The sequence below is a fragment of the Armatimonadota bacterium genome (genome assembly GCA_016869025.1).
Lineage (GTDB): Bacteria > Sysuimicrobiota > Sysuimicrobiia > Sysuimicrobiales > Humicultoraceae > VGFA01.
The window spans coordinates 228,101-248,611 of sequence record VGFA01000003.1 but is presented as its reverse complement, the minus strand read 5'-3'; the positions used below and the strand labels follow the sequence as shown (position 1 = coordinate 248,611).

Genomic DNA, 20,511 nt, shown 5'->3' with positions numbered 1-20,511 from the left:
TTGCCGTTCAGGCCCGGCGGCAACGCATCGGCGACGGACGCCTGAGCTACCCGCCCAGATCGCGGGCGTAGGTGATGGTCATGGGCTGGACGCGTCGGGCGGCCCCTGTGGCCAGCGACCTCTTGCCCAGCACGATCTCGAACTGCACGTCCTGCACCGAGGTCAGCACCCGGAAGATCCCTTCGGTCACCAGATGCACTTCGACCCGGAGCATGTCCCGCGTCCTGGCGAGCGAGTTCGCGGGCTTGTAGGTGGCCGATTCCCAAACCATCACTACTGCCCGCTCGCCGTTTGCCATCCTGCTGGTGCGTACCATTCCCTTGCCCAGGACGTTCTCGGCCAGGTTCCTGGCGATCGTTGCGTGGTCCTCTGTTGCGTGGGCAGGGACGGCCGCTGCGATGAGGATGGCGGAGGCCAGGGCGAGGGCAGTGGTGCGCATGCCGGGCTGTTCGGTACCCGCACTCGGACTCCTGCGTGGCCAGGCGCCCGGCAGGAGAGGGTAGGCAAGTGTGCGAACCGGCCCGGTGAAGGGAGACGAAGGAGGGGGCAACATGAGAGGCAGAGTCGTTGTTGCGCTGCTGGTTGTTTCCTCGTTTCTGGTTCCGAGTCATATCTCAGCAGGCCAGCGGAAGCCTGCTGGGGGCGAGATCAAGTTCACTGACATGTACGGCGGGGACGAGGTCACGTGGGACGAACACAAGGAGGTCCTCAGGAAGAACCTGAGGGCCGGCGGCGCGATACTGACCGCGTATCTGCACATCCCGTGCCGTCCAAAGCCTCAGTGGGGCAGGGGGATGATCGGATTCCTCGTTGCGAGGGACGGTGAACTGATGCCATTCCCCCCGGCTCTTCACGGTAAGCGTGGGGCCAGGATAGGCATGACCTCCATACCGGTCAACTTCAAATGCGGAGCGTCTCAGGCGTCGGGAGACGTGTCCGTAGAGATCAGCGGGAAGGTGATTCCCCGCGGCAAGGGAAGAGTCCTTGGGTTCGTGAACAATCCCAGGTGGAACTGCGTCTTCCGCAGCGACTTGCCGCAGCACGACCCCATGCACGGGAAGAAGTGCTACGGCCCTTCAGGAGCCCCCGGCGAGTTCGAGATGCCTTTTGTGAACGGGCATGTCACGAGCTATGCGAACTCCGTGTTCAACTTCGCACTCGAGATAGTGCGCAAGTAGACCCGGTTCTTCGGCTCGCACGGGCCCGGCGAATTGACAGCGCAGGGCGCGGTGTCTAATATGACGCTGAAGATCGGCGACGAAGAGGACGAGTACGCCGGAACCCCGTTCGAGCCGCCGGAGGCACGGCGGATGGAGAGAGGCAGGGCCCGGGCTGCGAGCCCTGCCGGACGGACCGGCGGAAGACCCCCTCTGAGCAGCGGGCGAAGGGCGATCGCGACGGCGATCGCCGCCTAAGCCACCGGGAGCGCCCGATATCGCGTTGCGAGCGTCCGCGTCGGTCTCCCGATCGTGGAATCGGGACCGGCCGGCGGTTGTGAGGGTGGAACCGCGGCAGCCCGCCCCTCTGGGGGCGGGTTCGCGTGTTTCAGGCATGCGCACGCTCCACACCGGAAGGGGGCAACGACGTGACTGGCACAGGTCGAACCGCACGGCTTAGGCTACAGCACCTGGCAGTGGGCGCTCTTCTAGTCGTGGCAGTCGCAACCGCAGCCGCGGGCTGCAGGTCAGGCCAACAGACCGGGGCACCTGGTGCCACACCCGGTCCGGCTCCTGGCGGCGGCGCAGGCATCGCCCGCGTCCAGCAGATCGAGGGCAGCGTCGAGTACCGGGCCGCGGTGGACCGGTTCATTGCCGAGCGAAGGAAGGCAGATCCGGTGCTGCGCGAGCTGGCACTCGACACGCCCTCCATCCTGCGGGCCGTAGTGCCGGACGCCTGGGTGGCACAGCCCGAGGCTGCGCGCGACCAGTGGGCGCTCGACCTGGCCGCCGGGTTTCAGAAGGTGAGGGTGGAGGCGGGGATCCCGCCCGACGAGATGTTCATGCCGGTTGTCAAGGTATTTCTGGTAGGCGGCGGGGTCGTTGCCGAGGTGTGGCGCAAGAGCACACGCCACTACCGCTAGACGAGGGGGAACTGTCATGGGGTTGATTCACGTTACGCTGCCAGGCGGCCAGGACCACGAGGTCTTGGTTGGAACGAGCGCCGGAGCACTCGCCGATCGGCTCGGCCTGGATGGCGTGCTAGCGGCGCTGGTTGACGGACAACTGCGCGATCTCCGGTGGCCGCTGGAGTCCGATGCGCGCGTCGAGTTTGTCACGTTTGACGAACCCGCGGGCCGCGAGGTCTACTGGCACTCGACATCGCACCTGATGGCGCAGGCGGTCAAACAGCTCTTTCCCGAGGCCCGGCTGGCCATCGGGCCGCCGATAGAAGACGGGTTCTACTACGACTTCGACATCGGCCGTCCGTTCAGCCCCGAGGACCTGGAACGCATCGAGGCGCGCATGAAGGATCTCGCCGCGGCGGACCAGCATGTCGAGCGCGTGGAGATTCCCCGCGAGGAGGCGTACAGGCGGTACAAGGAGGAGGGTGAGATCTACAAGCAGGAGCTGCTCGAGGAGATCCCGGACGGGAGCGTGAGCTTCTACCGACAGGACGGATTTGCCGACATGTGCCGCGGCCCCCACGTGCTCCGCACGGGCGCCGTTCGTGCGATTAAGCTGCTCTCCACATCCGGCGCCTACTGGCGTGGCGACGAGCGCCGCCCGATGCTGCAGCGCATCTACGGCGTTTCTTATCCCACGCAGGATCAGCTGGACGCCCATCTGCGCCGTCTGGAGGAGGCCCGGAGGCGGGATCACAGGCGCATCGGCAGGGAGTTGCGCCTGTTCCACCTTACCCCGGAGGTCGGGCAGGGACTGCCGCTGTGGCTGCCCAAGGGCGCGACGATCCGGCGCATCATTGAGCGCTACATCGTGGACCTGGAGCTCGCGTCCGGCTATGACCACGTCTACAGCCAGGAGATCGCGAGCTCTACGCTCTACAAGATGTCCGGCCACTGGGACCACTACCGGGACAACATGTATCCCGCGATGAAGCTCGAGAACGAAGAGCTGGTTCTCCGGCCCATGAACTGTCCCCACCACATCATGGCCTACATGCACGACCAGCGCTCCTACCGGGACCTGCCCGTACGAATCGCCGAGCTCGGCAAGGTTTTCAGGTACGAGCGGTCCGGGGTTCTGACCGGCCTCCATCGTGTCCGGGGCATGACGATGAACGACGCCCACATTTTCTGCCGCGTGGACCAGATCAAGGACGAGATCGTAAGGGTGGTCCGGCTGATTCAGAGGGTGTACGCGGACTTCCAGATCACCAATGGCTGGTACCAGCTCTCACTCCGCGATCCCGCGGACCACGAGAAGTTCATGCAGAACGACGCGCTCTGGGACCAGGCCGAGAGCATGCTGCGCGAGGCGCTCACCGAGATGGGCATCGCGTTCAAGGAGGCCAGGGGCGAGGCCGCGTTCTACGGGCCCAAGATTGACGTGCAGGTTCCGACCGCATCCGGCAAGGACGAGACACTCTCCACGGTTCAGCTCGACTTCCTGCTGCCCGAGCGGTTCACGCTGGAGTACATCGGCGAAGACGGTCGGGCCCACCGGCCGGTGATGATCCACCGTGCGGTCACCAGCACGATGGAGCGGTGGGTCGCGTTCTTGATCGAGACGTACGAAGGCCGGTTCCCCCTGTGGCTGTCTCCGGAGCAAGCCCGGATCCTGCCGATCGCGGACCGGCACGCGGCCTACGCCGGAGCGGTGCTCGCGCAGATGGAAGCCGCCGGGGTGCGCGCGGTCGTGGACGGGACGAACCAGCGCATCAGCTACAAGATCCGGCAGGCCCAGGTGGACCAGATCCCGTACATGCTCGTCGTGGGTGACAAGGAGGCCGCATCCGGGGCCGTGGCCGTGCGCAGCCGCTCGGAAGGGGACCTGGGCCCGATTCCCGTGGCCGAGTTCCTGGAGCGGGTAGTGGCCGAGGTGGCCGCCAAGAGCTAGTCCCCACCGCAATTCGCACCGGCGCACGCCGATCTCCGTTCTGGGAGGTCCGTGCCGGTGCGTTTATTCAGGGTACTGCCGCCAATCGTCTGGGCGGCAACCGCATTTGCATCGGGCATCATGGCCGCGGACCGCTGGCCCCTGTCTCCTGGGCCTGCCTGCGGGCTGGCCGCCGCGGTCGCGGCCCTGTGGATCGCAGCGCTCCTGGCGCGCGCGGCAGGGATCGGTTCGCTGGCGGCTCTGGCCTGCTTCGCCGGGCTGGGGTTCGCGCAGGCGGTGCTGCACACCGACCTGACGCCGTCATGGCCGGCAGCCGCAGATGGGCAGCAGGTGGAGGCACGCGGCATCATCGTTGGTCCGCCTGAGGCCGGAGCTTTGGGCTGGCGCGGGGTGGCTCGTCTCCACTCGCTGGAGGTCCGGCAGTCCCCGCGCGCACCCCCGTTATCCCCGGCCTATGGATTGGTCCGCCTGACCGGCCGCGGTCAGGCCCCTGATGTTGGCGTTGGGGCTGAGGTCCTCGTGCGCGGCCGCTTCCGCCTGGGACGGCCCGCGGGAAACCCGGGTGAGCGCTCCGAACAGGACGCGCTGCGCCGCAGGGGGCTGCTGGGGGTCATCCGCGTTACACCGGGGGGCGGGATCACGGTGCTGCGTCCGGGCGCGCGGTCCGTGCGCGGAGCCGTGGCCTCCATGCGCCAGAGCGTTGTTGCGGGTGTCCTGCGGGCGCTCCCTTCACCCCACGACGGATTGTTGCTCAGTCTGCTCCTGGGGATCGAAACCCACGTGCCGCCTGACCTGTACAGGCAGTTCTCGCGCGCAGGCTTGGTCCACCTCATGGTGGTCTCGGGCGCGCAGGTGGCGATGGTCGCGGGCGCATGCGCGTGGACTGCCCGCCTGGGCAGGCTGCCTCCGCTTCCTTCCACGGTCGCCGGTGTCCTGGGTGTGGGCCTCTTCGCGGTGTTCGTCGGCTGGGCGCCCTCGGTAGGGCGCGCGACGATAATGACGGTCGTGGGCCTGACCGCGGCGGTGCTGGGGCGGGGTCGCGACCGTGCCGCCACCCTTGCCGCGGCCGCGCTCGTGCTACTGGTGAGTCAGCCCCAGGTTCTCTTCGACATAGGGTTCCAGCTCTCGTTCGCGGCCACCTGGGGCCTGCTGTATGTTGCACCTGTGCTGCGCCTGCGGCTCGTCTGCCTGGGGCCCTTTCTGGCGCCGGCGCTGGCTGCCACGCTGGGTGCGCAGCTCGCGGTCGCGCCCCTGCTCGCCGCCCATTTCCAGGTGCTCCTGGGGGCAGGCGTCCTTGCCAATGCCCTGGCGCTGCCGGTGATCGCGGCACTGGTCCCGGCGGGCCTCGCGCTAATCCCGCTGGTCGTCGTCGCACCCGCATCCGGGGATCTCCTGTTGAGCTTGCTGCGCCTGCCGCTGGAGGCGGTGCTGTGGATCGGGTCGCGCTTCGGCTCGCTCGGGTGGGCGGCGGTGCCAACGCCTCCGGTATCCCCTGTTGCGGCAGCGGCCCTGTTCCTGCTCATGGGCACCTGCGTGGCAGTGCTCTCGGGATGCTGGCATATGCGCCGCTCGCAACTGCTGGCCGGCGTTGCGGTGTGGGTTTGTGCGCTTGCGCTCTGGTACGCTGCGGCACTTCGGCCGCCGTCCGCGCTCGTGGTCACGGTTATGGACGTGGGGCAGGGCGATGCCATCCTTGTTCAGAGCCCATCGGGCCGGGCCTTGCTCATAGATGGAGGCGGTAGTGCAGGCGGCGACCGCATCGGCTGGGACGTGGGCCTAATGCGCGTGGTGCCGGCCCTTCGCCGTGCTGGCGTGCGCCGGCTCGACGCGGTGATCCTTTCTCATCCCCATGACGACCATGTGGGAGGACTGCTGGCGGTCTTGGAGAACTTCCCGGTCGGACTCGTGCTGGATTCCGGTGTAGCGCAACCTGCCCCTTTGTACGCCCGCCTCCTCAACGTTGCCGAGGCGCGGCGGGTTCCCCGCCGCGCCGTACGGGAAGGCGTGGGCCTCGACCTGGGAGCAGGGGTCGGGTTGACGGTCCTGCACCCGCCTGATCCATCCCCTCGGATCGAGGGCGAACCAGCGCACGCGGGCGCGATGGTCGCCCGGCTGACCTACGGGGTGACGGCGGCGCTGCTGACCGGCGACATCGAGGCGCCGGTAGAGCAGCACCTTCTGGATCGAGGGACCACCCTGCAAAGCCAGGTGCTGAAGGTGGCGCATCACGGCAGCCGTACCTCGACGACACCGGCGTTCCTGACGATGGTACGGCCAGGTATCGCCGTGATCTCGGTGGGCGCTGACAACTCGTTCGGCCACCCGCATCCGGGCACGCTGGCGGCGCTGGAGAGCGCGGGCGCCGTGATCTACCGCACCGATCGGGATGGCGCGGTGACGCTGAGGAGCGATGGAACCCGATGGCAGGCGACAACCATGAGGAGCCGGACACGTGCGCTCGGGCGTTGACGGACCGACGCTGATCATCGGCGACGAGGAGTATCTGGCCGAGCAGACGCTTGCCCGGCTGCTCGACGAGACGCTCCCACCCGATGACCGGCAGCTCAACCTGGACGTGCTCGACGGCGGCGCGCCCGTGGGTGAGCTGCTGATCCGGCTGGACACGGCGCCGTTCTTCGGTCCGCGCCGCGTGGTGGTCATCCGGCGGCTCGAGGCAATGCGGGAGGCCGATCAAGAGGCGCTCGTTACCTACCTCGAGCGGGGAGACAGCCCCACCACAGGCATCTTCATTGCGCGGGAGATGGACCGGCGCAGGCGGCTGTTCCTGACGTTCAAGCGGGTGGGAACCATCATTGAGTGCCGCCCGATCCCCCCGCGCGACCGGCCGGCGTGGGTGGCGGCCCTGTTCGTGGCCGCGGGCAAGATCCCGGGACGCGGGGTGGCGGAGGGGTTGGTGGCGACATCAGGAGGCAGCCTGCGCGACCTCTACCACGAGGTGGCCAAGCTGGCCGCCTACGTCGGTGAGCGCCCGCAGGTGACCACGGCGGATGTTGAGGCAATCGCCAGCCGGCTGGGCGAGGCCACGATCTTCACGCTGGTGGACGCGGTTGGGGGAGGAAATGCCGGCGGGGCGCTGGGGGCTCTCCACGACAACCTCGCAACGCACGAGCCGTTGCAGGTGCTCTTCATGATTGTCCGGCAGTTCCGCCTGATCGCCCGCGCGCACGCCGCCGCGGCCAAGGGCCGTTCGTCCGAACGGCTGGCCGAGCACCTCGGGGTACACCCGTTCGTCGCGCGCAAGATCGCGGAGCAGGCGCGCGGCTATCGGGCAGACCAGTTCGCGGGGATCTTCGATGCGCTGGAGGCCGCAGACCGTGCTATCAAGTCGGGCAGCGCTCCTCGGCTCGTCCTGGAAACGCTGATCGTCCGCCTCGCCGGCCGCAGGGCTCCGGCCGCGCAGCAGCGGACTGCCTCTCGTGCCTAGCCGGCTCTGCCTGAGGCGCGGCGCATGATGCGTGACTTCCTGCGGGCAGCGGTGTTGGGGTGAATCACCTTGCGCGCCGCGGCCTTGTCCAGGGCGGCCTGAGCCACGCCGATCTCCTCCGGGGTGGTTGCCGTCCGCACCAGCGACTTGACCTTCGACTTCACGGAAAGATTGGCCTGGGCTCGCCTGGCCGACTTCCGAAAGTGCTTGAGTCCGGACTTGATTCGTTTTGCCACGCCGATCCCTCCATCCGCCGCCCATGGGGAGCGGCGGTCCTGCGCGATTCTAGCATGACCGCCCCAGCGCCACAAGTTGCCGCCGGGGTGCGCTCCGAGGAGCACTCCGGGGAGCACGGGCCTTGAGCGTCCATCCGCGGCAGCGTCTTGCGCATGCCGCCACGCTCCTGGCCGGCGCCACCGTGGGCAGCCGCGTCCTGGGTCTGGTCCGGGAGATAGTCGTGGCCGCGATGTTCGGTGCCTCCGACGCCAGGGCGGCGTTCGTCATCGGATACTATGTCCCGTTCTTCGTCCAGCGCCTGCTAATAGGCGGTACCCTCAGCATCGTCCTCATCCCAACCATCTCCGACACGCTCGCACGCGACGACGAGTCGGAGATGCGTCAGGTGACAGCGCGGCTGTTCACGCTTGTCCTGGCGTTCGGCGTGGGGATGGTGGTGGTCGGACAGATTGCCGCACCCGCGCTGGTCCGTCTGGCAGCGCCGGGCTTTGCAGGGGACCCGGTGCAGTTCGTCCGCACGGTCGCCCTGACCAGGGTCAACTTCCTGGCCATGTTCTTCCTGGCCCTCGCGGTTTTCGCCACCGCGTACCTGCAGGCACTTCGCCGGTTCACCGCCCCGGCAGTGGCTCCGCTGGCCTTCAACGTAGCCATCATTGCCGGGACGCTCATGCTGGGGCCGAGGATGGGGATCACCGGGCTGGCCGTGGCCTGGGTGGCCGGGACCGCCGTCCAGTTCCTCGTTCAGGTGCCCGCGATGCACGCCGCCGGGTTCCGCTACCGCCCGCAGTTCGACTTGTCCCATCCGGCCATCCGTACTGCGATGCGGCTGGCGCTGCCAGCTATGCTCGGCCTGGCCATCGTGGAGATCAACGCCTACGTAGGGCGGTTCTTCGCGTCGCTCCTCCCGGTCGCAACCGGCGTGAACGCGGTTGCCGCGCTGGACTATGCCTACGAGATGGTCCAGGCGCCGGTGGGTATTCTGGCCATATCCGTGGCGACGGTGCTCTTTCCAGGAATGAGCCGGCTTGCCTCCGAGGGCGACCGCGTGGGACTGCGCCAGACCGCAACACTGGGGCTGCGCACACTCCTGTTTCTCACGGTGCCCGTGTCGCTGGGGCTCGCCGTCTTCGCACGCCCCCTGGTCCAACTGGTCTTCGAGCGGGGCGAGTTCGGACCCCCGGCAACCGGGGCGGTGGCCGCGTGCCTTGCGGCCTACGCCACCGGCCTGGTGCCGGTGGCGGCCTACTACGTCGTGACCCGGACGTTCTACTCCCTTAAGAACATGCGCACACCGGTGGCCATCGGTGCCGCGATGGTCTTCTTGAACGCCGCTCTTGCGTTTGCCCTCATGCGGGTGATGGGTGTGGCAGGGATCGCTCTGGCTTCGGCAGTGGTGGCGTTCGTGAACGTGGGGTTGCTGCTGTGGATGCTGGCGCGCTCACTGGGCCCTCTGGACGGCCGGCGGATTATGGGTACGGCCGGCCGCATCCTGGTCTCTGCCGCATCTGCGGTGTGGGCAGGATGGATGGTCGCGCAGCGCGGGCTTCTGGATGGGCGCTTTGTGGAACGCGCGGACCTGCTGTTTCTGGCCTTCGGCGTGGGCGTGGCGGCCCTCGTGTACCTGGCGGCATGCGCCCTGCTGCGCGTGGAGGAACTCGCGCTGGTGCGGGGCCTCCTGCGGCGCAGGTCGGTTCGCACCGTTCCTTGACACCCCAAAATCAGCGGTGCTACGCTGAATCAGGTCGCTGGCACTCTGGGTGGACGAGTGCCAGCCGCAGGTGGATGGATGCTGAAGCTTGATGCCCGCAGGCGCATCCTGCTCCGCACGGTCGTGGAGGAGCACGTCCGCACCGCCGAGCCGGTGGGGTCGGAGCACGCCGCCCTGCGGGGGCGGCTGCAGGTGAGCCCTGCCACAATCCGCAGCGCCCTGGCCAGCATGGAAGAACTGGGACTCCTCACCCATCCGCACACCTCTGCCGGCCGGATCCCCACTGACCGGGGGTACCGCGTCTACGTGGACATGTTGCCCAAGGCCGACTCCCTCAGCAGCTCGGCGCGCCAGAAGATCCGCCGCCGGCTGGGTGATCCGGTCGAGGAGCCCGGTGACGTTGCCAGCGAGGCCGCGCGCGTGCTAGCAGGCATGACAGGGTACGCTTCGGTTGTGGCAGCCCCGGGCCTGCAGGAGCAGATGTTCGCCTCTTTGCACCTTGTGCCGCTGGCCGAGCGGCGCGCGCTCGCGGTGATAGCCACGGAAGCCGGAGCGCTTCAGGGACGTTCAATCGAGCTCCCGGAGGGAGTTGTGCCCGATGATCTCGAGCACCTGTCGCGGGCAATCACCCACCGGCTGCAGGGTTCCAGGGTGGGGGAACTGACCCACCAGCGCCTGGAGCAGGTTCTCGGCGAGGCCTCCCATCACTACCGCTGGTTGGAGGAGGTCAAGGCCTGGCTGTGGCGTGACCTGGCGCGCGGGGTGCGGCCGCGAATCCGGGTCGCGGGAGCCCGCCACCTCCTGGCTGAGCCGGAGTTCAAGATCCCTGATCGGGCTACCAGGTTGTTCGAGGCCCTCGAGGACGAATCGGTGCTGGAGGCCGTGCTTGCCGCGGTGCCCGAGGAAGGGGTTTGGATCCTTATCGGCGGGGAGAACCCGCACGAGGAGCTGCGCGCCTGCAGCCTGGTCATGGCGGCCTACCGAGCGGGCGACAGGCGCGGCGGAACCGTCGGCATCCTCGGGCCTACGCGGATGCGCTACCGCAGCGCGGTCACCGCGGTGCGATACGTTGCCGAGAGTCTCAGCGAGGCAATGAGGTCGTCGGCCTAGGGCTCCGGCCTCGATCCTGCCGACACAATCGCGCACATGAACTCCAGAGACCTCTACGAGATACTCGGCGTTGACCGCCGGGCCAGCCAGGAGGAGATCAAGCAAGTCTACCGCCGGCTCGCGCGCGAGACCCACCCCGATGTCCGGCGCGACGACCCCCACGCCACGGAGCGCTTCAAGGACGTCAACGAGGCCTACGCGGTGCTGAGCGACCCGGTCAAGCGCAGCCAGTACGATCGGTTTGGTCAGGTCGGTGCGGAGACCGGTCCCTTCGGCGGCGCAGCCGGCCCGTTCGAGGATCTCTTTGAGATGTTCTTCGGAGGCCGGGCCAGGCCGGCCAGGGCCGAGAGGGAAGGGCCCCAGCGGGGTTCCGACCTGCGCTACGACCTGGAGGTGGCCCTTGAGGAGGTCGCTTCGGGCGTGGAGCGACGCATCACCGTGGATCGGCTCGAGACCTGCGCTGCCTGCTTCGGCACCGGATCTGAGCAGGGATCGAGCCCGGAGCGCTGTCCGGCATGTCAAGGGACGGGAGAGGTCCGCCATGCGCAGCGCACGGTCTTCGGGCATCTGACGCAGGTCATGACATGCGGCCAGTGTAGAGGGACGGGCACCTACATAGCCCATCCGTGTACGAGCTGTCGCGGCGCCGGCCAATCCGAGGCCAGGAGAGAGATCACGGTTACGATCCCTGCCGGGGTGGAGGATGGCATGCACCTGCGCCTGGCCGGCGAGGGCGAAGCCGGTACACGAGGCGGAGGCCGCGGCGATCTCTTCGTGGTCGTTCACGTTGCGCCGCACCCGGTCTTTGCACGTCGCGGGCGGGACCTCTACCGGGACATCGAACTCACCATGACGCAGGCCGCGCTGGGCGACGAGGTGGAGTTCCCGGGCATTGACGGCACGGTTCCGGTAACCGTGCCGGCCGGCACGCAGCCGGGAGAGACGATCTCGGTACGGGGCAGAGGGCTGCCCGACCTGCGTGGCGGCCGCGGTGGCCTGCACCTGACGGCTCGGGTTGCCATCCCGACTCGGCTGACGCGCGAGCAGCGGGCATTGCTCGAGGAGCTCGCGCGCCTCGGGGGCGAGCGGAGCCGGGGAGACGAGAAGCGGCCGGGCAGGCGGAAGCCGATCCTCAAGAAGATGAAGGACCTGCTCAAGTAGGCCGGACCTGCAGGCCACCGCCATGCGATGGATCGAGGTCTCCGTGGACGTGCCGTCCCAGGATTCAGAGCTGGCAGGTGACTGCCTGCTGCGCCACTGCCCGGCCGGGTTCTCAGAGAGCGCAAGCTCAAGCCGAGGCCGTCGGGTGTTGCGTGCCTACCTGCCATCTACCAGGGTCGGTCGCAGCACCCTCTCTCGCCTCAGGCGAGCACTCGCGCGTGGGGCTGCCTCCGGTACCGTGGGCGTGCGCGTAGTGGGAGACACGGACTGGGTCGGTGTCTGGCGCGCGCACGCGAAGCCCTTTCAGGTTGGCCGCCTCACGGTGCTTCCCGCCTGGATGAGGCCCAGGATACGCCCAGGACAGGTGCTGATCAGACTCGACGCCGGACAGGCCTTCGGCAGCGGCGAGCACCCCTCGACCCAGCTCTGCCTGGGGGCTGTGGAGCGCCACGTGCGGGGCGGCGAGACGGTGCTCGACCTCGGCACGGGTTCTGGAATCCTGGCCATAGCAGCGGCGCGCCTCGGCGCGCGGCGGATCCTTGCGATGGACGATGACGAGACCGCTGTATCGGTTGCCCGGGCCAACGTGCGTGCCAACGGCGTCGAGCGCAGGGTTACGGTTCGGCACGCGTCAGGCCTGGACCGCGTGCGCCTGCGCGCGGACCTGATCGTGGCGAACCTCACGCCGGAGATCCTTGCCGGTATCCTCCCGCACGTTGGGCGGTGCCTGGCTCCAGGGGGCCGGTTCGTGGGGAGCGGTTTCGGCCCTGCGCGCGTCACCGAGGTTGCGCGTCTAGTCCGGGAGAGTGGGCTGCGCGTCGTGGTAGTAGAGGCGCGGCGCGGCTGGCGCACCGTGCACGCCGCGGCAGGATGACCTTGACGCGCCGCCGCTTCTACGCCGCGCCGCAATTACTCGATCAAGAGTTCCTTTCCTTCGCGCCGCGCGAAGGACACCACATCGCGAGGGTGCTGCGGCTGCGGCCCGGCACCAGGATGGTCGTTTTCGACGGCCGCCGCGAGGCCGATGTGGAACTCATCGAGGTCGGCCCCTCCGGCGTGACCGCACGGCGCATGGGACCGCCGTCCGTGTCGCGACGTCCGGTGGAGATCGCGCTGATTCAGGGCATACCGCGCAGCCCCAGGATGGACCTGGTCGTGCGGATGGGCACCGAGATAGGGCTCTCTGCCATACATCCGGCCCTGACCGAGCGTACGGTTATCGAACCGGGTGCGGCGCGCGTGGACCGCTGGCGCAGGGTGGCGCAGGAAGCGGCCAGGCAGTGCGGGAGGGGCGATACCCCGGAGATCCACACGCCCGCGCCGCTGGTCGAAGCGCTGGCGGCCGTGGGTCCGGTGGACCTGTTCGTCGTGCCATGGGAGAGCGAGGCCCGCCCGATCGGCGAGGTAGTGGCGGAACGCCTGTTCCACACGGCCGCGATTCTGATCGGGCCCGAGGGCGGACTTACGGACGGGGACGTTGCCGCTGCCCGCGCAGCCGGAGGGCAGGCGGTTTCGCTGGGCGCGCTGGTCCTGCGAACGGAGACCGCCGGACTGGTCGCGACCGCCATGCTCCTATACGAGCGCCTGCTACGCCCCATGTCTGTACCCTCCGAGGAGACCCGGGATTGAGGGCTTGCACTTTCATGCACCAGGATGTATAAAGACGTCATGAAGACACGAGTCAGCATCATCGGCGCATCCGGATACGGGGGCGGAGAGCTGGTCCGCTTCCTGGTCGGCCACCCCGACGTTACGCTCGTCCACTTGACGGCGGAGAGCCGCAAGCTGGAGGCCTACGGCGATGTCTTTCCCAACCTGCGCGGCTTCGTGGCGCACACCACGGAGGACGCGGACCTCGATGCGATCGGCGCCGATTCCGATGTCGCCTTCATCGCGCTGCCCAACGGGATCGCCATGACGATGGTTCCCAAGCTGGGCCCGCGGGTGAAGGTGGTTGACCTCGGCGCGGATTTCAGGTTCCACGACCCGGCGACGTATGCCAAGTGGTACAAGGCCGCCCACGCGTGCCCGGAGTTGCTCGAGGGTGCGGTCTACGGCCAGCCCGAGTTGCACCGGGCCCGCATCCGTGCTTCGCGCATCGTCGGCAACCCCGGCTGCTACCCGACCGCGGCGCTGATCGCGATAGCGCCTTTCCTGAGGGCCGGCGTGGTGCTCTCCGAGGGGATCGTCGTGGACGCGAAGTCCGGGGTCTCTGGGGCCGGTCGCGGTGCGTCCTTGGGCACGCACTTCTGCGAGGTCAACGAGAACGTCAAGCCCTACAACGTCGTGGGGCACAGGCACACCCCGGAGATCGAGCAGGAGCTGTCGGGGGTCGCAGGCGTTCCCGTGGCGGTGGTCTTCACCCCGCACCTGATCCCCATGACCAGGGGAATCCTTGCCACGGTGTACATGCGTCCCTCCCGCGCCATTACCACTGCCGAGGCCGAGCAGATCCTCGCCGACGCCTATGCTTCCGAGCCGTTCGTGCGGGTGCTGCAGGGTGGGCTCCCGGAGACCAAGGCCACCTACGGGTCGAACTTCTGCGATGTTGCGGTGCGCGTGGACTCACACGCCGGCGCGGTCATCGCGATGGCCGCGCTCGACAATCTGGTCAAGGGCGCGGCCGGCCAGGCGATCCAGAACATGAACCTGATGTGTGGGTTCCCAGAGCACGCCGGGCTGCAGGAGCCGCCGCTCTTTCCCTGATCCTTTCAGCGGAAACACAGGACCGGCTCCAGCGCGGCCGGGGACAGGAGCACAAGGATCATGAAGGCAGACAAGGCAGTGACCCCGATTGATGGAACCGTGACGAGCCCTCGTGGGTATCGGGCGTCAGGGATCCACTGCGGGCTGAAGCCCAGCCAGCCCGACCTGGCGCTGGTGGTCTCGGACCTCCCCGCGACCGCGGCCGGGACGTTCACCACGAACAGGATGCGGTCGGCGCCGGTTATCCTCAGCGAGTCGAGACTCGCGTCAGGCCGCGCGCAGGGGGTGCTCGTGAACAGCGGCAACTCCAACGCCTGCACCGGCGAGCGGGGCGCGGTTGACGCGCGGGCCATGGCCGCTGCCGCGGCCGCAGCCCTGAGTATACCCGAGGACCTTGTGGTGGTTGCCAGCACCGGGGTCATCGGCCGCCCGCTACCGGTCGAGCGCATCACAGCCGGCATACCGGCACTGGTGGCAGCGTTGGGCTCCGACGGCATGGCGGCGGCCCGTGCGATCATGACCACCGACGCGTTCCCCAAGACCGCGGCCGTTCAGGTTGATCTGGGCGACGGCGTGGTGATGATCGGCGGCATCGCAAAGGGCGCGGGGATGATCCATCCCAACATGGCGACGATGATCGCCATCTTGACCACCGACGCCCCGGTCGAGGCGCCCGCATTGCGGGCCGCTCTACGGAACGCCGTGGGCCGCTCCTTCAACTGCATCAGCGTGGACGGCGATACCAGCACGAGCGACAGCGTCTTCCTGCTTGCCAACGGTGCCTCGGGCGTGGCTCGGGTGGATGAGGGCGGCCCGCGCCACGAGGCGTTCCTGGATGGGCTCACCGAGGTGGCCGGCCGGCTCGCCAGGCTGATCGTCAAAGACGGCGAGGGGACGACAAGGGTGGTGGAGGTGGTCGTGCGGGGCGCGACTTCAGACGCCGACGCCCGCCTGGCTGCCGGTGCCGTGATGACGTCGCCTCTGGTCAAGACCGCGTTCCACGGCGCGGAGCTCAATTGGGGTCGGATCTCCGCGGCGCTGGGCCGCAGCGGCGCAGAGGTCGCGCCCGACCGTCTGGCCATAGCCATGGGCGATGTCTGGGTGGTGCGCGGGGGCGTTGGGATTCCGGAGGCCTATCCATCGGCCGGGGTTGTGGTGAAGGCGCCCGAGGTCCGCGTGACGATTGACCTGGGTCTGGGACAGGGCACCTTCACGGGCTGGACCTGCGATCTGTCGGAGACCTACGTGAAGATCAACAGCGGTTACCTATCGTGAACCACAAGGAGGAATAGTAGCCAATGCCAGTTGCCGACCCGGCCGCAGAGGGGAAGATGCTCGCGTCAGGGCTGCGCTACGCCGCTGCCTGGCGCGGCAAGACCGTGGTCGTGAAGTACGGGGGCAGCGTGCTGAACGCCGGCGAAGCCGGCACGGTCATCGAGGACCTGGTGCTCCTCAAGGGCGCCGGCGTCAACCCGGTGCTCGTGCACGGCGGCGGGCCTGAGATCACGCGCTTGCTCGACCGCCTGGGAAAGGAAACGCGGTTCGTCCAGGGGCTGCGTGTCACCGACGCCGAGACCATGGAGGTCGTCGAGATGGTCCTGGCCGGACGCGCCAACAAGGCATTGGTAACGATGATCTCCAGCGCCGGCGGCAGCGCTGTCGGGCTGTCCGGAAAGGATGCCGGATTGCTGCAGGCGCGCCGGCTCCAGGCGCCGGAGGGTCTCGGCCTCGTTGGTGAGGTGGTCGGGGTTCAAGGCGCGATCATTCATACCATCAGCGACGCCGGGCACATCCCGGTGGTTGCCTCGGTAGGGGTCGGCGAGGGTGGGGAGAGCCTCAACTTAAACGCGGACCACGCGGCCGGTGCGCTGGCAGCGGCGCTGGGCGCGAGCAAGCTGGTCATCCTGACCGATGTGCCCGGCGTAATGCGCACCGGTCCTGGCGAGCCGGAGATGCTCTCCACGCTGACCGCGGGCGAGGTCCGGCAGTTGATGGCCGACGGCACTGTCTCGCGCGGCATGATCCCAAAGGTGGAGGCCTGTCTGGACGCGCTGGACCACGGGGTGCCCAGCGCCCACATCATCGGGACCAGCGCACCCCACGCTCTCTTGATAGAGCTGTTCACCGAAGATGGAATCGGCACGATGATCACGACGCAGGCAGGGTGAGGCATGACCACGGAGCAGGCGATCGCCTTGACGCAGCAGTACCTCATGACGACCTACCGACGCGCCCCGGTGGCCTTCTCCCACGGTGAGGGCGTCTGGCTGGTGGACCTCGAGGGCAGGCGCTACCTGGACTTCATTGGCGGGATCGCGGTCAGCGCGTTGGGTCATGGTCATCCGGCCCTGGTAGCGGCGATTCAGGCCCAGGCCGCGAGGATGCTGCACGTGTCGAACCTCTACCACATTGCCGAGCAGGCGATGCTGGCGCAGTGGCTCGTGGAGCACTCGGCCTGCGACCGGGCCTTCTTCTGCAACAGCGGGGCCGAGGCAAACGAGGCGGCGATCAAGCTGTCGCGGAGGTGGGGAAAGCGCGACGGCGCGAACCGCTATGAGATCATCGTCGCCCATCAGTCTTTCCACGGCCGCACCATGGCCACGCTGGCGGCCACGATGCAGCCCAAGTATCAGGAGGCCTTCAACCCGCTCCCGCCGGGATTCGTGCCCGTGCCGTTCAACGACCTGGAGGCGGCCCGGGCGGCCGTCAACGAGCGCACGTGCGCGGTACTGCTCGAGCCGATCCAGGGCGAGAGCGGTATCCAGCCCGCAACCCCCGAGTACCTGACCGGCGTGCGCCGGCTGTGCGACGAGCGTGGGCTGCTGCTTATGCTCGACGAGGTGCAGACAGGGATAGCCCGTACGGGAACACTCTTCGCCTATGAGCAGTACGGCATCGTCCCCGATGTCCTCACCCTGGCCAAGGGACTGGGAGGCGGGTTTCCCATCGGTGCGATGCTGGCCAGGGAGTCCGCGTGCGGGTTCTCTCCGGGTGATCACGGCAGCACGTTCGGCGGAAACCCGCTTGCGTGCGCCGCTGCCCTGGCGGTCCTCGAGGTCGTCGCGCGTGAGCGCCTGGCCGAGGGCGCCGCCGCCATGGGTGCGGTCCTCGCGGCCGGGCTTCAGGTACTGGTGGATGGAGGCCTGGCAAAGGCCGTGCGCGGACGGGGGCTCCTGCTGGCGCTGGAGCTCAACGGCGAGGCCGCGCCGGTGGTGGACGCGTGCCGGCGCGCCGGCCTGCTTGTCAACGCGGTGGCGCCCACGGCGCTGCGGTTCGCCCCGCCGCTCGTGGTGCAACAACCAGAGATAGAACAGGCGCTGGTGATACTGGGCCGCGTGCTGGAGGCATCCCAGGCGCCTGTCGCTACCGCCGCACCGGTCCAGTAGCGCCCGGCTAGAGGTTCGGCCCCAGGGAAGGGGTGTTGCCATGGAGATCAGGAAGGTGGCGCTGTCGTATTCAGGAGGGCTGGACACCTCTATTGCCATCCCATGGCTGCGGGAGACGTACGGTTGCGATGTCATGGCGGTAATCGCCGACGTTGGTCAGGGCGAGGACCTCGATGCTGTCCGAGCCAAGGCGCTGGCCAGCGGCGCGTCGTCCGCGCACGTGGTGGATGTGCGGCAGGCCTTCGTAACCGACCACATCCTCCCCATGGTCCAGGCGGGCGCGGTTTACGAGGGACGGTACCTGCTGGGCACCGCGCTGGCGCGGCCGCTGATCGCGAAGGCGCAGGTCGAGGTCGCGCTCGCGGAAGGCGCCGACGCCCTGGCCCACGGTTGCACGGGCAAGGGCAACGACCAGGTTCGTTTCGAGCTGGCCTACCAGGCGCTCGCCCCGCACCTGCGCGTGATAGCGCCCTGGCGGGAGTGGCAGATCCGTTCGCGCGACCAAGCGATCGAGTACGCCGCGGCCCACGGCGTGCCGGTAACGACCACTCAGGCCAAACCCTACAGCGTGGACCGCAACCTCTGGCACTGCAGCAGCGAGGGAGGAATACTGGAGGACATCTGGGCCGAACCGCCGCACGACCTCTACCAGTACACCGCGGATCCCCGCACCGCGCCCGACGCGCCCGAATACGTGGAGATTGAGATCGAGACCGGCAGGCCCGTGGGCCTGGACGGCGTGCGGCTCGACCCCCTGACCCTCATCGAGCGCCTGAACGCGCTCGCCGGGAGGCACGGCATCGGCCGCGTGGACATCGTGGAGAACCGGCTGGTGGGCATGAAGGTACGGTGCGTCTACGAGACGCCCGGGGGCACGGTGCTCGTGGCCGCCCACCACGATCTCGAGGCGATCACCGTTGAGCGCGACTGCGCCCACCACAAGATCCAGATCGCCCAGCGTTATGCCGAGCTGATCTACTACGGCCAATGGTTCTCTCCACTGCGGCAGGCCTTTGATGCTTTCGTCGCCTCGACCCAGAGGACCGTCACCGGAACTGTGCGCCTGCGCCTGTTCAAGGGCAGCGTCTTGCCCGTGGGCCGTAAGTCCCCATACTCACTCTACGACGTCGAACTGGCGACATTCGGCGAGGACAGAGTCTACGATCAACGCCAGGCCGGGGGCTTCATCACGCTGTGGGGGCTGCCGATCAGGGTCTTTGCCCAGGCCAACCCGCACCTCGCGCAGGGCCGCCGTGAGCAGACCGACTGAGCCGGACACCCCTTACCTGATGTGGGGAGGGCGGTTCAGAGAACCCCCGGACCCCCGCATCGCTCCGCTCCTCACCTCGCTTCCGGTGGACCGTCACCTGCTGGTGTGGGATCTGATGGCCGGCCTGGCGCACCTGACCTCCCTGGCCGAGGCCGGAGTGGTCACGCCGCAGGCAGCCGCGGACCTGGCGCGGGCGCTCCGCCAGATGCTGGAGGAGGCCGAGGCCGGCACTCTGGTTCCCGGGGACGAGTTCGAGGATGTGCACTCGTTCATCGAGGCCACCCTTACGGCCAGGATTGGCCATGCAGCGGGCTGGCTGCCCACGGGCCGAAGCCGCAACGACCAGGTCGTAACCGCCATGCGCCTCGATCTCAAGGATCGGATCACCTGCCTGGTCGAGGCGGTGACTGCGCTTCAGGAGGCACTCCTGGAGCGCGTCCGCGAGGCAGAAGACGTGCTGGTTCCGGGCTACACGCACCTCCAGCGCGCCCAGCCCGTTGTGCTGGCCCACCACCTGCTGGCCTACTTCTGGATGCTGGGCCGGGATGCAGGTCGCCTGCGGGACGCCCACCGACGCCTCGATGCCTCGCCCCTGGGGTCCGGGGCGATCGCCGGCACCGGCTACCCGGTGGATCGTGGGCGACAGGCCGAACTCATGGGGTTTTCCGGAATCAGCGAGAACAGCGTTGATGCCACCGGCGACCGGGACTTCGTGTTCGAGACAGTGGCGGCGGTGACCGGGCTGCTGGTTCACCTGTCGCGCTGGGCCGAGGAGCTGGTGCTGTGGGCCACCCGGGAGTTTGGGTTTATTGATCTGCCCGATGCCCTTGCCACCGGCAGCAGCCTGATGCCCCAGAAGAAGAACCCCGATCTCTTGGAGCTCGTACGGGCCCAGGCCGGTGTGGTCCTGGGCCCATTGGTTACGCTGGCCGCGGTGCAGAAGGGTGTGGCGTTTGGCTACAGCCGTGACCTCCAGGAGGACAAGGCGCCTGTGCTCACCGCCTTTCGATCAGCCGGGATGGCTGTCGCTGCCATGACCCTGGTTGTAGAGGGGATGGTGATCCGTCCGGAACGGATGAGGGAGGCCCTGCGGGGCGGGCACCTCACGGCGACTGAGGTCGCGGATTACCTGGTGCGGCGCCGGGTTCCGTTCCGCGAGGCGCACCGCCTTGCCGGTCAGGTGGTGTGCGCGGCCGAGGCCGCAGGCCGCGAGCTGTGGGAGTTGCCACTGGAAGACTACCGCCGGATCTCCCCGGAGTTCCAGGGCGATGTGCTGGACGCTGCTACCCCCGAGGGCGCAGTTGCCTCCAAGGACGTGCCAGGTGGCACGGCGCCCGCAAGGGTCGCGGGGGCAATGGAGTCCGCTCGCGCCGCGCTGGAGGCGCAGCGTGCCTGGCTCAATCAGGTTCGGGCTGCTCAACAGGCAGCCACCGCCCGCCTGTTGAGCGCCGCCCCAGAATAGGGGGCCTATC

At 68.3% G+C, this 20,511-nt stretch carries 18 protein-coding genes; 16 read left to right on the top strand and 2 right to left on the bottom strand.

Translation table 11 applies throughout. The features are described from left to right. Positions 1-46: 46 nt before the first annotated feature. Positions 47-439 carry a hypothetical protein gene (locus FJX73_03730; GenBank protein MBM3469884.1) on the bottom strand — a complete coding sequence of 131 codons (393 nt, stop codon included), beginning with the start codon at positions 437-439 and terminating at the stop codon, positions 47-49. A gap of 112 nt (positions 440-551) precedes the next feature. On the opposite strand from FJX73_03730, the gene FJX73_03725 reads away from it, so the two are divergent. The 5 genes from FJX73_03725 (at position 552) to holA (ending at position 7,461) form a co-directional block, all read left to right on the top strand. Further along, positions 552-1,178: a hypothetical protein gene (locus tag FJX73_03725; protein MBM3469883.1), complete on the top strand. Its 627-nt coding sequence runs from the start codon at positions 552-554 to the stop codon at positions 1,176-1,178. Between the two features lie 407 nt (positions 1,179-1,585). Beyond that, a complete protein-coding gene (locus FJX73_03720; GenBank protein ID MBM3469882.1) occupies positions 1,586-2,080 on the top strand; it encodes a hypothetical protein in 495 nt (164 codons plus the stop codon). A gap of 16 nt (positions 2,081-2,096) precedes the next feature. Beyond that, entirely contained in the window at positions 2,097-4,016 is a 1,920-nt protein-coding gene (gene thrS / locus FJX73_03715; protein MBM3469881.1) for a threonine--tRNA ligase, read from the top strand. A 57-nt stretch (positions 4,017-4,073) separates the two neighbouring features. Further along, positions 4,074-6,485 carry a DNA internalization-related competence protein ComEC/Rec2 gene (locus tag FJX73_03710; GenBank protein ID MBM3469880.1) on the top strand — a complete coding sequence of 804 codons (2,412 nt, stop codon included), beginning with the start codon at positions 4,074-4,076 and terminating at the stop codon, positions 6,483-6,485. Next, positions 6,469-7,461: a DNA polymerase III subunit delta gene (gene holA, locus FJX73_03705; GenBank protein ID MBM3469879.1), complete on the top strand. Its 993-nt coding sequence runs from the start codon at positions 6,469-6,471 to the stop codon at positions 7,459-7,461. Before FJX73_03710 ends, holA begins: the two co-directional genes overlap by 17 nt. Here the strand turns inward: holA and FJX73_03700 are convergent. Further along, a complete protein-coding gene (locus FJX73_03700; GenBank protein ID MBM3469878.1) occupies positions 7,458-7,814 on the bottom strand; it encodes a 30S ribosomal protein S20 in 357 nt (118 codons plus the stop codon). The genes holA and FJX73_03700 overlap by 4 nt on opposite strands. Before the next feature lie 5 nt (positions 7,815-7,819). On the opposite strand from FJX73_03700, the gene murJ reads away from it, so the two are divergent. The 11 genes from murJ to argH all read left to right on the top strand — a co-directional run bounded on the left by murJ (position 7,820) and on the right by argH (position 20,501). After that, a complete protein-coding gene (murJ, locus tag FJX73_03695; protein MBM3469877.1) occupies positions 7,820-9,406 on the top strand; it encodes a murein biosynthesis integral membrane protein MurJ in 1,587 nt (528 codons plus the stop codon). Positions 9,407-9,484: 78 nt separating this feature from the next. Continuing rightward, positions 9,485-10,516 carry a heat-inducible transcription repressor HrcA gene (gene hrcA, locus FJX73_03690; protein MBM3469876.1) on the top strand — a complete coding sequence of 344 codons (1,032 nt, stop codon included), beginning with the start codon at positions 9,485-9,487 and terminating at the stop codon, positions 10,514-10,516. 36 nt (positions 10,517-10,552) lie between these two features. Beyond that, a complete protein-coding gene (dnaJ, locus tag FJX73_03685) occupies positions 10,553-11,677 on the top strand; it encodes a molecular chaperone DnaJ (GenBank protein MBM3469875.1) in 1,125 nt (374 codons plus the stop codon). A gap of 22 nt (positions 11,678-11,699) precedes the next feature. After that, the gene (locus FJX73_03680) at positions 11,700-12,551 is read left to right on the top strand and encodes a 50S ribosomal protein L11 methyltransferase (protein MBM3469874.1); all 852 of its coding nucleotides are present in this window, start codon (positions 11,700-11,702) and stop codon (positions 12,549-12,551) included. Next, positions 12,548-13,306 (top strand): 16S rRNA (uracil(1498)-N(3))-methyltransferase, encoded by a 759-nt coding sequence (locus FJX73_03675; GenBank protein MBM3469873.1) that lies wholly within the window; start codon positions 12,548-12,550, stop codon positions 13,304-13,306. Before FJX73_03680 ends, FJX73_03675 begins: the two co-directional genes overlap by 4 nt. 39 nt (positions 13,307-13,345) lie before the next feature. Next, complete coding sequence (locus FJX73_03670) at positions 13,346-14,383, top strand: N-acetyl-gamma-glutamyl-phosphate reductase (GenBank protein MBM3469872.1); 1,038 nt, start codon at positions 13,346-13,348, stop codon at positions 14,381-14,383. 60 nt (positions 14,384-14,443) lie between these two features. Continuing rightward, on the top strand, positions 14,444-15,658 hold the full coding sequence (argJ, locus tag FJX73_03665) for a bifunctional glutamate N-acetyltransferase/amino-acid acetyltransferase ArgJ (protein ID MBM3469871.1): 1,215 nt from the start codon (positions 14,444-14,446) through the stop codon (positions 15,656-15,658). Positions 15,659-15,681: 23 nt separating this feature from the next. Next, positions 15,682-16,551: an acetylglutamate kinase gene (argB, locus tag FJX73_03660; protein ID MBM3469870.1), complete on the top strand. Its 870-nt coding sequence runs from the start codon at positions 15,682-15,684 to the stop codon at positions 16,549-16,551. A gap of 3 nt (positions 16,552-16,554) precedes the next feature. Then, on the top strand, positions 16,555-17,769 hold the full coding sequence (locus FJX73_03655; GenBank protein MBM3469869.1) for an acetylornithine transaminase: 1,215 nt from the start codon (positions 16,555-16,557) through the stop codon (positions 17,767-17,769). A gap of 46 nt (positions 17,770-17,815) precedes the next feature. After that, the gene (locus FJX73_03650) at positions 17,816-19,039 is read left to right on the top strand and encodes an argininosuccinate synthase (GenBank protein MBM3469868.1); all 1,224 of its coding nucleotides are present in this window, start codon (positions 17,816-17,818) and stop codon (positions 19,037-19,039) included. Further along, positions 19,023-20,501, top strand: coding sequence for an argininosuccinate lyase (argH, locus tag FJX73_03645; GenBank protein MBM3469867.1), 1,479 nt, complete (start codon positions 19,023-19,025; stop codon positions 20,499-20,501). Before FJX73_03650 ends, argH begins: the two co-directional genes overlap by 17 nt. The last annotated feature ends 10 nt before the right edge of the window (positions 20,502-20,511 follow it).

Excerpts from the sequence above, each read along its gene's own strand:
- FJX73_03730 (MBM3469884.1), bottom strand. The coding sequence starts at position 439 with ATGCGCACCACTGCCCTCGCCCTGGCCTCCGCCATCCTCATCGCAGCG.
- FJX73_03725 (MBM3469883.1), top strand. The coding sequence starts at position 552 with ATGAGAGGCAGAGTCGTTGTTGCGCTGCTGGTTGTTTCCTCGTTTCTG.
- thrS (MBM3469881.1), top strand. The coding sequence starts at position 2,097 with ATGGGGTTGATTCACGTTACGCTGCCAGGCGGCCAGGACCACGAGGTC.
- hrcA (MBM3469876.1), top strand. The coding sequence starts at position 9,485 with ATGCTGAAGCTTGATGCCCGCAGGCGCATCCTGCTCCGCACGGTCGTG.
- dnaJ (MBM3469875.1), top strand. The coding sequence starts at position 10,553 with ATGAACTCCAGAGACCTCTACGAGATACTCGGCGTTGACCGCCGGGCC.
- FJX73_03680 (MBM3469874.1), top strand. The coding sequence starts at position 11,700 with ATGCGATGGATCGAGGTCTCCGTGGACGTGCCGTCCCAGGATTCAGAG.
- FJX73_03675 (MBM3469873.1), top strand. The coding sequence starts at position 12,548 with ATGACCTTGACGCGCCGCCGCTTCTACGCCGCGCCGCAATTACTCGAT.
- FJX73_03670 (MBM3469872.1), top strand. The coding sequence starts at position 13,346 with ATGAAGACACGAGTCAGCATCATCGGCGCATCCGGATACGGGGGCGGA.
- argJ (MBM3469871.1), top strand. The coding sequence starts at position 14,444 with ATGAAGGCAGACAAGGCAGTGACCCCGATTGATGGAACCGTGACGAGC.
- argB (MBM3469870.1), top strand. The coding sequence starts at position 15,682 with ATGCCAGTTGCCGACCCGGCCGCAGAGGGGAAGATGCTCGCGTCAGGG.
- FJX73_03655 (MBM3469869.1), top strand. The coding sequence starts at position 16,555 with ATGACCACGGAGCAGGCGATCGCCTTGACGCAGCAGTACCTCATGACG.